This window comes from Variovorax beijingensis, assembly GCF_003951285.1.
Classification (GTDB): Bacteria; Pseudomonadota; Gammaproteobacteria; order Burkholderiales; family Burkholderiaceae_C; genus Variovorax; species Variovorax beijingensis.
Genome location: NZ_RXFQ01000001.1, coordinates 45,296 through 57,303, shown reverse-complemented (window position 1 = coordinate 57,303; position 12,008 = coordinate 45,296). Strand labels below are relative to the sequence as shown.

General features: G+C 67.9%; 12 protein-coding genes. 7 read left to right on the top strand and 5 right to left on the bottom strand.

The window, feature by feature from the left end; genetic code table 11:
- Positions 1 to 14: 14 nt before the first annotated feature.
- A complete protein-coding gene (locus EJO66_RS00310) occupies positions 15 to 467 on the bottom strand; it encodes a hypothetical protein (RefSeq protein ID WP_124961525.1) in 453 nt (150 codons plus the stop codon).
- A 99-nt stretch (positions 468 to 566) separates the two neighbouring features.
- Here EJO66_RS00310 and EJO66_RS00305 point away from each other — a divergent pair, with 99 nt between their 5' ends.
- The 7 genes from EJO66_RS00305 (at position 567) to ligD (ending at position 9,033) form a co-directional block, all read left to right on the top strand.
- Entirely contained in the window at positions 567 to 1,505 is a 939-nt protein-coding gene (locus tag EJO66_RS00305) for a LysR substrate-binding domain-containing protein (RefSeq protein ID WP_124961524.1), read from the top strand.
- Positions 1,506 to 1,662: 157 nt separating this feature from the next.
- Positions 1,663 to 1,842, top strand: coding sequence for a DUF3606 domain-containing protein (locus EJO66_RS00300; protein ID WP_012746796.1), 180 nt, complete (start codon positions 1,663 to 1,665; stop codon positions 1,840 to 1,842).
- Between the two features lie 239 nt (positions 1,843 to 2,081).
- Positions 2,082 to 2,261, top strand: coding sequence for a hypothetical protein (locus EJO66_RS00295; protein ID WP_124961523.1), 180 nt, complete (start codon positions 2,082 to 2,084; stop codon positions 2,259 to 2,261).
- Between the two features lie 187 nt (positions 2,262 to 2,448).
- Positions 2,449 to 3,954: an ATPase domain-containing protein gene (locus tag EJO66_RS00290; protein WP_124961522.1), complete on the top strand. Its 1,506-nt coding sequence runs from the start codon at positions 2,449 to 2,451 to the stop codon at positions 3,952 to 3,954.
- Positions 3,955 to 4,019: 65 nt separating this feature from the next.
- Positions 4,020 to 5,498, top strand: coding sequence for a hybrid sensor histidine kinase/response regulator (locus tag EJO66_RS00285; RefSeq protein ID WP_240648495.1), 1,479 nt, complete (start codon positions 4,020 to 4,022; stop codon positions 5,496 to 5,498).
- On the top strand, positions 5,495 to 6,508 hold the full coding sequence (locus tag EJO66_RS00280) for a lysylphosphatidylglycerol synthase domain-containing protein (protein WP_125964436.1): 1,014 nt from the start codon (positions 5,495 to 5,497) through the stop codon (positions 6,506 to 6,508). The genes EJO66_RS00285 and EJO66_RS00280 overlap by 4 nt, the downstream gene beginning before the upstream one ends.
- Positions 6,487 to 9,033, top strand: coding sequence for a DNA ligase D (ligD, locus tag EJO66_RS00275; protein WP_125964435.1), 2,547 nt, complete (start codon positions 6,487 to 6,489; stop codon positions 9,031 to 9,033). Before EJO66_RS00280 ends, ligD begins: the two co-directional genes overlap by 22 nt.
- Before the next feature lie 46 nt (positions 9,034 to 9,079).
- On the opposite strand, the gene EJO66_RS00270 is transcribed toward ligD, so the two are convergent.
- The 4 genes from EJO66_RS00270 to EJO66_RS00255 form a co-directional block, all read right to left on the bottom strand.
- Entirely contained in the window at positions 9,080 to 9,319 is a 240-nt protein-coding gene (locus EJO66_RS00270) for a hypothetical protein (RefSeq protein WP_124961518.1), read from the bottom strand.
- 162 nt (positions 9,320 to 9,481) lie between these two features.
- Complete coding sequence (locus tag EJO66_RS00265) at positions 9,482 to 10,603, bottom strand: phosphatidate phosphatase App1 family protein (protein ID WP_125964434.1); 1,122 nt, start codon at positions 10,601 to 10,603, stop codon at positions 9,482 to 9,484.
- On the bottom strand, positions 10,600 to 11,133 hold the full coding sequence (locus EJO66_RS00260) for a dihydrofolate reductase (protein ID WP_125964433.1): 534 nt from the start codon (positions 11,131 to 11,133) through the stop codon (positions 10,600 to 10,602). The genes EJO66_RS00265 and EJO66_RS00260 overlap by 4 nt, the downstream gene beginning before the upstream one ends.
- Positions 11,134 to 11,137: 4 nt before the next feature.
- The gene (locus EJO66_RS00255; RefSeq protein ID WP_125964432.1) at positions 11,138 to 11,977 is read right to left on the bottom strand and encodes a thymidylate synthase; all 840 of its coding nucleotides are present in this window, start codon (positions 11,975 to 11,977) and stop codon (positions 11,138 to 11,140) included.
- Between the last annotated feature and the right edge of the window lie 31 nt (positions 11,978 to 12,008).

Here is a 12,008-nt window from a genome sequence, read left to right as displayed (position 1 = left end):
TTGCGTGGGCCGCGTCAGTGCGCCGGCGCGGATTCGATGAGTCGCAGGGCCTGCTTCATCTGGTCGACGGCCATGTTCTCGAGGTCGGTGTAGACCTTCATCTCCGCGGACAGCCGGGCGAAGCTTTCCCTGGCCGCGGCGAGCTTGGCCGGGTCGTTCGTCTTCGGATGGGCCAGCGCGGCCTCGAGGCGCTTGTATTCGCTGGTGAGCAGGGCCGGCTGTTCGCCGAGCGCGCGCAGGCCCGCGTTGGTCATCGAGCGGATGCGCAGCAGCATCTTCACGTCCGACTGCTCCATCTCGGCCTGCGCGCGCTCGAACGCGAGCTTTGCGGCGAGGGCCTGCTCGCTGTCGGGCTTGCGGGTTGCCGCGATGGTGTTGAACTTGCCGATGTCAGCCGAAAAATCGTGTGCCGACGCGGGCAGGGCCAGGACCAGCGCGGTCACCGCGAGGAGGGTTGGAAGTTTCATGTCGCTTCTCCAGGAGGGGGTGGCTGAAGTGAGCAACTCTAGGACGAAGGAGATAATCCGGATCACGCCTCAAATTCTTCGTCCATAAGCAGTCGTTATATGTTGCTCCGAGAGATCGAGGTCTTCCGCTCCGTGATGTCCGTTGGTTCGGCGAGCAAGGCGGCGGCGCTCCTGGGCGTGACGCAGCCCGCCATCAGCCAGTCGCTGCGCAGGCTCGAGGAAGCGGCCGGATTCGCACTGTTCCGCCGGCTGCGCGGCCGCCTGCATCCGACGCCCGAAGCGCAGGCCCTGCTGACCGAGGTCGAGCGCGTCTTCGTGGGCCTGAGCAGCATCGAGCACCGCATGCGCAGCCTCAAGCGCTTCGGCGTCAACACGCTGCGCATGGCGGTCTATCCGGCCTTCGGCCTGACCTTCGTGCCCCGCGTGCTGTCGCGGCTGGTGTCCGAGCGCCGCGATTCCGAAGACCGTCCCCAGATCTCGCTGCAGGTGCTCAGTTCGCGCGAGGTGCACGAGGCCGTGCTGGGGCGCCAGGTCGACTTCGGATTGATGGCCGACGAGATGCCCACCACCGGACTGGAGCATTCCGAATTCGCACGCTTTCCCGGCGTGGTGGTGATGCATGCGAAGCACCGGCTGACCAAGGCCAGGACGATCCAGCCGCATCAGCTCGCGGAAGAGCCGTTCCTCGCGCTCAATCCGGAGGACGCATCGCGGCGGCGGCTCGAGCGAGCACTGGCGGAGCGCAACGTGGGACTGAGCGTGCTGGTCGAAACCCCCTACGCGGCGAGCGTGTGCGAGATGGCACTGAGCGGCATGGGCATCGGTGTGGTGAACCCGGTCACCGCGCTCGAGTACGCGCAGCGCGGCCTGGTCATCCGCCCGCTGTCGCTGGAGGTTTCCTTTGCGGGCGTGCTGGTGCTGCCGCCGGGACAGCCGCTGTCCGGCCTCGCCTTGCGCGTGCTCCAGCTCATGCGCATCCAACTGGCCGAAGACCAGAAGGCGCTCGCAAATCTGCTCAAGCCCCGCGCCAGGGAATGATCGGCAGCCTGGCAGCTTGCGCGTTCATGAAACATCCCGAAACGGCGGCAGGCGACAGCATGTAGAACATGTCCTGCATCAGCCATGGCACCCGGCTGGCATGGCGGCTTTCCTGGCCAGTGAAACTTCCGTCTCCAACCCACCTGGAGATCCCGCGATGCCGGACGACATGGAGATCCGCGTCCCACAGGACGATGAGCGAATCGACATCACCGACCTGAAAGAGGTCGACTACTGGACGAAGTGTTTCGGCGTCAGCGAGGCCCGCCTGCGCATGGCGGTCGCGTCAGCGGGGACCATGAAGGACGATCTGCGGATCTACCTTGGCCTTCCCTGAAGGCAAGGGCTGAACGGGCGGCCGGCGGCACCGGAGGCTGACCGCATTGTTCGAGGGCGTGCTGCTGCCCGGGAAGGGCAGCCGCCCGAAGTCCGCGCGGGCCATCCGCAGCCTGGCCATGAAGCAACCCTGCGTGCAGGACGTCGTCGGCGTTGGCTGACGACCGCTGCCGCCATTGCCTGAGCGCGCCCGTGCCGCAGGCACTCCACTGTCGAGGTTCATTCAGGAGGTTGCCCGCCATGAACAAGCCATCGCCGAAGCGCCGCGAGCGCTCCCCCGACGAACCGGAGATCACCCAGGAGGAATCCGTGCCCACCGATGGCAAGGACACCGAAGGCGAGGAGCTGATGAAGAAGGTCGACAACAAGAAGCTCGAGGACCCGGGCGATGCCGAACGCAAGACGCCCGACAAGTCCTGAGCCGTTCCCGCCGACACCGCCGCCGGCACCCGCGCGCGGCGGCCGCGGCGCAGTGGCGTTGTCTTGTCTCGAAGAAGGGTGATGCCCTACAACCCTGGGGCCGCGCCTCTTGATAAAAATCCTTGCGCCAGCAGATCGCAAGCAGAACAGGGCAGAAAGGACTGTCTGTCCAACGATGGAGGAAGAAATGAAGCTCGACGGTACGGACTTGCCGTCCGCCCAGGACGGCCTGATGAAAGTCGGTGTTCCCGGCCTCGACGATGTTCTTGGCGGCGGGCTCACGTCCAACCGCCTCTACCTGGTCGAAGGCACGCCTGGCGCCGGCAAGACCACCATCGCGCTTCAATTCCTGATTGAAGGCGCGAAGCGCGGCGAGTCGGTGCTGTATGTCACGCTGTCGGAAACAGCACAGGAGCTCAGCGGCGTGGCCCATTCCCACGGCTGGGACCTGAGCGGCATCGAAGTGCGCGAGATGCTTCCGTCGGAGGCCGCGCTCGAGCCCGACGAGCAGTACACGATGTTCCATCCGTCCGAGGTCGAGCTCGGCGAGACGACCCTCCGGATCCTCTCGGACGTCGATGTGCTCAAGCCTTCGCGCGTGGTGTTCGACTCGCTGTCCGAGCTGTCCCTGCTGGCCGGCAGCTCGCTGCGCTACCGGCGGCAGATCCTCGCGCTCAAGCAGTTCTTCGCCGGCCGCCAGTGCACGGTGCTGCTGCTGGACGACATGACCGCCATGAAGCACGACCTGCAGGTGCAGAGCATTGCCCATGCGGTGATCCGGCTCGAGCAGATCAGCTCCGACTACGGCGCCGCGCGGCGCCGTCTGGTCGTCAGCAAATACCGGGGCCGGCAGTTCCGCGGCGGCTACCACGACTACCGCATCGAGCGCGGCGGCCTGCGCGTCTTTCCGCGGCTGGTCGCTTCCGAGCATCCCTCGGCGCCGGCGGTGGCGCCGGCGCGCATTCCCAGCGGCCTGGACGCGCTCGACGCGCTGCTGGGCGGCGGCCTCGAGCGAGGCACGAGCACGCTGTTCGTCGGCGCGCCGGGCACGGGGAAATCGACGGTGGCGGTGCAGTTCGCGCTGGCTGCTGCGCAGCGCGGCGAATGCGCGGCCCTCTTCATCTTCGACGAGAGCATCCACACGCTGCGCACGCGCTGCGAAAGCATGGGCATGGACCTGGGGCCATACATCGAATCCGGCCGCATCAAGGTGCGGCAGGTCGACCCCGCCGAGTTGTCGCCGGGCGAGTTCGTGCACCTGATCCGGTTGGCGGTGGTGGAGGGCGGTGCGGCGGTGGTGGTGATCGACAGCCTCAACGGCTACCTCAACGCCATGCCCGACGAGCGCTTCCTGATCGTGCAGCTGCACGAGCTGCTTTCCTATCTGGGGCAAGCCGGCGTCGCCACGCTGCTGGTGGGCGCGCAGCATGGCCTCATCGGCATGCAGATGAAGACGCCCGTGGATGCGAGCTACCTGGCGGATGCGGTGGTGCTGCTTCGCTACTTCGAGCTCGCGGGCGAAGTGCGCCAGGCGATCTCGGTGCTGAAGAAGCGCGGCGGCGCGCACGAGCGCAGCATCCGCGATTTCTCGATGACCGCCACAGGCCTCAAGGTCGGTGAGCCGCTGCGTCATTTCAGGGGCATCCTGACGGGCGTCCCCATTCCCACCGACGGCGTGCAGCACGCATCGTGAGCCCACCCGTCGCATCCGTCGAGCAGCGCATCCTGTTGCGGACCGCAACCTCCAGAGACGCCCTCATGGCGAGCGCCGTACTGGCCCGCGCACAGATTGCGGCCCGCACCTGCGACAGCCTGTGCGAGCTCGTGCGGGGGCTCGAGGAAGGTGCCGGCGCCATCGTGCTGGCGGAAGAAGTGCTGGCCGATCCGGCCGCAGGCACGCTGGCCGAAGCGCTGGGCTCGCAGCCTCCGTGGTCCGATCTGCCGGTGCTCGTTCTTGCCCGCCAGGGCGCGGACTCGCCCGTCATCGCCAAGGCCATGGACCGGTTCGCGAACGTCACGGTGATCGAGCGGCCGATGCGCGTGGCCTCGCTGATCAGCACGGTCCGCGCGGCCCTCAGGGCGCGCAACCGGCAGTACCAGCTGCGCGAGCTGCTCGACGGTCTGCGCGAATCGGACCAGCGCAAGACCGAGTTCCTTGCAACGCTGGCGCACGAGCTGCGCAACCCGCTCGCGCCGATGAGCACCGCGCTCACGCTCCTGATGCGAAAGCCGCACGAGCCCGCGGAGGCCCGGCGCTACTACGAGCTCATGGGGCGGCAGATCGACCACATGGTGCGGCTCGTGAACGACCTGATGGAGGTCTCGCGCATCACGCGCGGCAAGATCGAGCTGCGCATGGAGGCGATGGCACTCGAAGCGGTGATCGAGGACGCCATCGAACTGAGCCGGCCGCTGCTCGAAGGCGCCGGGCACGCGCTGAGCACACAGCTGTGCAGCGAGCCGGTCGTTGTGCGGGGCGACGGCGTTCGCCTGACCCAGGTGTTCTCCAACCTGCTCAACAACGCCGCGAAGTACACCGCGCCCGGCGGGAAGATCCGCATCGTGCTGCGCCAGGAAGGGCGCGACGCCGTGGTCGAGGTCTGGGACAACGGCACCGGCATTGCGCCGGACATGCTGAAGTCGATCTTCGAGATGTTCGTGCAGGTGAGCGGTACCTCCAAGGCGGCGCAGGGCGGCCTGGGCATCGGCCTCACGCTGGTGAAGAGCCTGGTCGAGCTCCATGGCGGCAGCGTCGAGGCGGCCAGTGCGGGCCTCGGCCAGGGCGCGATGTTCTGCGTGCGCCTGCCGCTCGCCCGCGTCGAGACCGGCGTGCCCGCGTCGCCGGCACCGGCCGTTCGCGGCTGGCCGGCCTCGTTGCCGGGCACGGTGCTGATCGTCGACGACAACAGGGATGCGGCCGATGCGCTGGGCGAGCTGCTGCGCTCGATGGGCGCCGTGACGCGCGTGGCCTACAGCGCAGATGCCGCGCTGCGCATGGTGGCCGAGGGTCCGCCGCCCGGGCTCGCGATCCTCGACATCGGCATGCCGGGCATGGACGGCTGCGAGCTCGCAACGAGGCTGCGCGCCGATCCCGCGCTGGCCGGATTGATCCTGGTCGCACTGACCGGCTGGGGCCAGCACGGCGACAAGGAGCGCATTGCGATGGCCGGGTTCGACCACCATCTGCTCAAGCCGCTCGACCTGCCGGCGCTGATTTCCACCCTGGTGCCGCCATGAACCACGACGCGACCACGCTTTCGGCGGCGGACCCGCCGGCCGGCAGGCCGTCGCTCTGGCGCCGCTGCCGCCGATGGCTGCTGCCGCTGCTGGGGCTTGCGGTGCTGGGCCTGTTGCTGTCGCATGCGCACAAGGTCGACTGGGCGGGTGCATGGGAGGCGCTGCAGCGCTATCCGGCGATGCTGCTGCTGGGGGTCTGGGCCATCGCAACCGCGAGCCATGCGCTCTACGGATGCTTCGACCTCGTCGGCCGGCGGCACACGCGCCACCGGGTGCCGCGCTGGCGCACCTGGGCCATTGCGGTGACGAGCTACGCCTTCAATCTCAACCTGGGTTCGCTGGTCGGCGGGATTGCGATGCGTGCCCGGCTCTATGCGCGCGCCGGCCTCGACGAAGCCGTGGTGGCGCAGATCGTCGGCGTGAGCCTGGCCACCAACTGGCTCGGCTACGGGCTGCTGGCCGGCGGCCTGTTCGCGGCTGGCGTCATCACGCCGCCGCGCCAGGCGAGCATCGGGGCGGACGCGTTGCGCGCGCTGGGCGTGCTGATGATTCTTCTCGCGGCGGCGTACGTGTTGGCCTGTGCCTTTTCGCGCGGGCGGCAGTGGCAGGTGAGGGGGCGGCGGGTGAGGCTCCCCTCGGCGCAGCTTGCGGTCGTCCAGCTCACGCTCTCCACTGCCAACTGGGCATTGATGGGCTGCGCGATGTACCTGCTGCTGGGCGGCCAGGTGCCGTATGCCACCACGCTGAGCGTGCTGCTGGCCGCCTCCATCGTCGGCGTGATCACGCCGATTCCGGCCGGGCTCGGCGTGCTCGAGGCCGTCTACCTGGCGCTGCTCTCGGGCACCGTGCGCCAGGGCGCGCTGATGGGGGCCGTGCTGGCCTATCGCGCGCTCTACTACCTGCTGCCGCTGATCGGCGGCCTGGTGCTTTACCTGCTGCTCGAACGCTACGCGGCAAGCCATCCGCTGGACCCGGAGCCCGACACACCATGGCGCGCGCAAACCCCCTGAAGCGCTACAAGGAAAAGCGCAACTTCGGCGTCACGCCCGAGCCCGAGGAAGGCGGCGCATCGGCGCCCGGCGTGCTGCAGTTCGTGGTGCAGAAGCACTGGGCCACGCGGCTGCACTACGACTTCCGCATCGAACTCGACGGCGCGATGAAGAGCTGGGCGGTGCCCAAGGGCCCGAGCTACGACACGCACGACAAGCGCATGGCCGTGCATGTGGAGGACCACCCGATCTCCTACAACCAGTTCGAGGGCGAGATACCGCCCCGGCAGTACGGCGCGGGCAAGGTGATCATCTGGGACAAGGGCAGCTGGACGCCCATCGGCGATCCGCTCAAGGGCTACAGGGCGGGGCGCCTGAAGTTCGAGCTGCATGGCTACAAGCTGCGCGGAAAGTGGACCCTGGTGCGCATGCACGGCAAGGCCGATGACAAGCAGGACGCGTGGCTGCTGATCAAGGAGCATGACGGGTACGCCCGCCCGGCCGCGGAATTCAGCGTGGTCGACCAGTTCCCGGACAGCGTGGCGCAGATGCCGATGCCCGCCGCGGCGGTTTCGGCGCCCGCCGGGGTGCCGGCCGCGCCGGCAAGAAAGCGCGGCAAGGCATCGGCCAGCGGCATGCCCGCCGATGCGGTGAAAGCCGCCACGCCCGCCAAGCTCTCGCCGCTGCTCGCCACGCTGGTCGACGGCCCGCCGCCGGATCCCGAAAACTGGCTGTACGAGATCAAGTTCGACGGCTACCGCCTGCTCGCGCGCATCGATGCGAAAGGCGGCGTGCAGCTCTTCACGCGCAACGGCCATGACTGGAGCGGCCGCATGCCGCACCTGGTGCGCGCGATCGAGCGCATGAAGCTCGCGCCCGGCTGGCTCGATGGCGAGATCGTGGTGCTCAACGAGTCCGGCGGCACGGACTTCCAGGCCTTGCAGAACGCCTTCGACAGCGACAACACGCGCGACATCGTCTACTTCCTGTTCGACCTGCCGTACTACGGCGGCTTCGATCTCACCGGCGTGCCGCTGATGGAGCGCCGCGGCCTGCTGCAGGCGCTGCTTGCCAAGGCGCCGCCCGGAATCCGCTTCAGCGAGATCTTCGATGCGCCGCCGGAGGACATCGTGGCCTCGGCCTGCAAGATCGGGCTCGAAGGCGTGATCGGAAAGCGCAAGAACAGCACCTATGCCTCGCGCCGCTCGCCCGACTGGATCAAGCTCAAGTGCTCGCAGCGGCAGGAGTTCGTCATCGGCGGCTATACCGATCCCAAGGGCTCGCGGGTGGGCATCGGCGCGCTGCTGATCGGCGTGCACGACGACAAGGGCGACCTGGTGTACGCCGGCGCGGTGGGCGCGGGCTTCAATGGCCGGACGCTCGCCCACATGCTCGAGAGGCTGAAGCCGCTCGGCATCGACAGGCGGCCGTTCAAGAACCCGACCGAAAACGACCGCCGCGCGCACTGGGTCAAGCCGGTGCTGCTGGCCGAAGTCACGTTTTCCGAATGGACCAAGGACGGCCATGTGCGGCATCCGGTGTTCCACAGCGTGCGCTCAGACAAGCCCGCCCGGGCCATCCTCCGCGAGAAGCCGGTGCACCAGGCGGGCGCCGGCCGCACGCCTGAGCCCGAACCCGCCGCCACCATGCCCGCCAACTTCAAGGTTTCGCATGCCGACCGCGTGGTCGATCCGTCCACGGGCATCACCAAGGTGGAGGTGGTGCGCTTCTACGGCCTGGTCGCGCCGCTGATGATGCCGCACCTCAAGGGCCGGCCCGTGTCGTTCGTGCGCGCGCCGCAGGGCATCAAGGGGCAGCTCTTCTTCCAGAAGCATCTCGAGCTGGGGCAGATGGCCGGCGTGCGGCAGCTCGATGCGGCGCTGTGGCCGGAGCACCCCGAGCTGATCGAGGTGGCGGGCCCGCTCGGGCTGCTGAGCGCGGCGCAGATGAACGTCATCGAGTTCCATGCCTGGAACGGCGTGAAGACGCTCATCGGCAAGCCCGACCGCATGACCTTCGACCTCGACCCGGGCGAAGGCGTCGGCTGGCCCGTGGTGCTGCAGGCAGCGGAGCTGATGCGCGTGGTGCTCGACGAACTGGGCCTGGCGCCGTTCTGCAAGACCAGCGGCGGCAAGGGGCTGCACGTGGTGGTGCCGCTCAGGCGGCAGTACGACTGGGACACCATCAAGGATTTCTCGCAGGCCATCGTGCGGCACATGGCGCGCATCCTGCCGCAGATGTTCGTCGCCAAGAGCGGGCCGGGCAACCGCGTCGGCCGCATCTTCATTGACTACCTGCGCAACGGCTTCGGCGCGACCACCATCTGCGCTTGGTCGGTGCGGGCGCGCCCCGGAATGGGCGTGTCGGTGCCGGTGGAATGGCAGGAGGTTCCCACGCTCACGAGCGGCGCGCAGTGGACCCTGCGGAACATCCATGCGCGGCTCGACCGCGGCAACGATCCGTGGGCCGCATACGCAAAGGCTGCAAAGAGTCCGGGGGCCGCAATGAAGCTGCTGGGCTTCGAGGCCGGCGTGCGAAAGCGCTAGCCGCACCCCGCGCGGAACGCGGGGCTCGGGGGCGCTGCGACGGAATTCAGAGTTCGATGAAGGCCGAGGTGGCCTTGTTCAGCGCCAGCTTGCCCTTGGCGGTGATCGATTCCACCTGGGCGAGATGATGTATCGCCCGATCGTCCGGCGCGTGGCTGGACGGCGGAATGAAAGCGGTCACCAGCTCGGCCGCACGCAGCACGCGCAGCCTGTCGATGTCGGCTGGCGTGTGGACGACGTATGGCAATTTCTGCTCGGCGATGACTCGAAGAAACTCCATGGACATGGGCCGTCTCCTTGTCTGGGATGGTGGAGCAAACATTCTGCGGAAAAAATCACAGTCTTGCCTAATCCCTGCGATGCGCACGACTTTCCTGTGTGTACCTAAGTGTTCTTTTGTCGCCGGCGCTGGAAACGAAGGTGCCGATAGTGTTTCGGTGGCGGGCGCTCACCTTGCCAACTGGCTCGGTGCCGGGGCCTGTTCGGGGGAAAGAATTTGCCAGAGGCCGGGCGCCACGCCTTCGAAGGCGGCCGCATAGCGCTCGGCGCGGCTGTCCTCGCCGGTCACGTCGCGTATCGCGATGCTGTCGATGCGGCCGGGATGGGCGCGCGCGGCCTGCCCGTAGATCTCGGGATCGCTCTCGCCCGAATCGCCCACCAGCATGAACCGGCGATGTGGAAAGTCGGCCAGCAGGCGCTCGATCACGCCGAGCTTGTGCGTGCGCGAATCCTGCTCGCCGGGAATGAGCGTGCGCCAGGTCGTGCTTTCGCGCAGGTGCACGCTGCCCAAGGGAAAGTCTGCATCGCGAAGGAAATCGGCGAGCGCGGGGTACAGCTGCATCGGGCTGGCCGAAAGATAGTGGAAGCGCGCGTCCGGCGCCTTGGCCAGCGCGCGGTAGTACGCCGCCATGCCGGGTGCCGCCTCGAAGCGCCGCGCAAACGTGTTCAGCAGCATCTCGCGCCGGTCGCGCACCTGCGTGCGCTTGATGGTGTCGTCGATGTCCGAAATGATCGACAGGCCCTGGGCGGGGACGATCAGCGCCTCGCCCCTGAAGCGATGCAGCAGTTCGCCGGGCCCGGTCACGGCATGGAACTTCAGCCACTCGCTCGAAGACGGCATGCGGGGCGGCTCGATGGCGATGCGCATGTTCATGCGGCCGTCCGCGCCCGAAGGCGGCGTGGCCACGCGCGCGGCGCTGCCGTCGAAGTCGAGTTCGAACACCTTGCCTTCTTCCGACTCGGCGTGGAACAGCGCGGTGCGCTGGTTGAAGCGCAGCCGCGCCGCCGGCGAGAGCTTCTTCAGGTTCAGGCCCAGGTAGCGCGCGAACGCGGCATTCAGGCCCCAGCGGCGCTCGGGTTCGTAGACCCAGGCGTGGATGTCGACTTCGAGCCGGCCATCGGCGGTGGGGCGCGCGGTGCCGGGAATGAAGAGCGCTTCCTCGTCGGGATCGAGCCGCTCGGCCGCCCGCAGCGCGTGCATGGGCGCCAGGCCGCAAAGCAGCGCGGCGCCAGCCACCAGGAAGCGGCGCCGCAGCGGCGGGGCAATGGCGCGCGGCTCGTCTGCGTTCATGCCTTCGATGGCGCGATGCGTTCGTAGGTCACGAAGCTGTAGTTGAGGCCCTCCTTCGCCGAGACATGCGATTCGCGCTTGGTTTCGCGCCAGGCGGAGGGGGAGAGTTCCGGCGCATGCGCATCGCCTTCGTAGTCGTGCGCGAGTTCGGTCACGACCACCTGCTGCGCGAGCGGCTCGGCTTCGGCATAGATCTGCGCGCCGCCGATGACCCACACGTCGGGCACCTGCGATTCCTCGCACAGCGACAGCGCCTCCTGCAGGCTGCCCACGCGCCATGCGCCTTCGGCCTTCCAGTCGTCCTGCCGCGTCACGACGATGTTCCGCCGGCCCGGCAGCGGGCGGAAACGCGGTGGCAGCGAATCCCAGGTCTTGCGGCCCATGACGACGGGGGCACCGGCCGTCTGCTGCTTGAAGTGCACCATGTCTTCGGGCAGGTGCCAGGGAATGGTGCCCTTGGCGCCGATCACGCCGTTGGCGGCGCGCGCGAAGATCAGGTGGATGCGCGGTTTCGTGGCGAGCTCGGACATGGGCCTACACCGCCACGGGTGCCTTGATGGGATCGTGGTGCCGGTAGTCGAGCACCTCGAAGTCTTCGTACTGGTAGTCGAAGATCGAGGCCGGCTTGCGCTTGATGTGGAGCGTGGGGTATGGGTAGGGCGTGCGGCTGAGCTGCAGCGCCACCTGCTCGGCGTGGTTGCTGTAGATGTGGCAGTCGCCGCCGGTCCAGATGAAGTCGCCCACGTCGAGCTCGCACTGCTGCGCCACCATGTGCGTGAGCAGTGCGTAGCTCGCGATGTTGAAGGGCACGCCCAGGAAGATGTCGGCGCTGCGCTGGTAGAGCTGGCAGCTCAGCCTGCCGCGCTCGCCCGGTGTCTGCGGCGGCGCCACGTAGAACTGGAAGAAGGCGTGGCAGGGCATGAGCGCCATCTTCGAGAGCTCGGCCACGTTCCATGCGCTCACGATGATGCGGCGCGAATCGGGGTTGGTCTTCAGGGTCTTGATGACTTCGGAGATCTGGTCGATGTGGCCGCCGTCCGGCGTGGGCCAGCTGCGCCACTGCACGCCGTAGACCGGGCCCAGGTCGCCGTCTTCGCGCGCCCACTCGTCCCAGATGGTGACGCCGCGCTCCTTGAGCCAGTTGTTGTTGCTGGAGCCGGTCAGGAACCACAGCAGTTCCTGGATGATGGACTTGAGGTGCACCTTCTTGGTGGTCACCAGCGGAAAGCCTTCGTTCAGGTCGAAGCGCATCTGGTGGCCGAACACGCTCTTGGTGCCCGTGCCGGTGCGGTCGCTCTTGTGGACGCCATGGGTGTCCACATGGCGCATGAAATCTTCGTACTGGGAGCGGACGGGGCGGGCGGGCGAGGTCATGTTGGGAATTTTACGGGGCGGCGCTAGCATT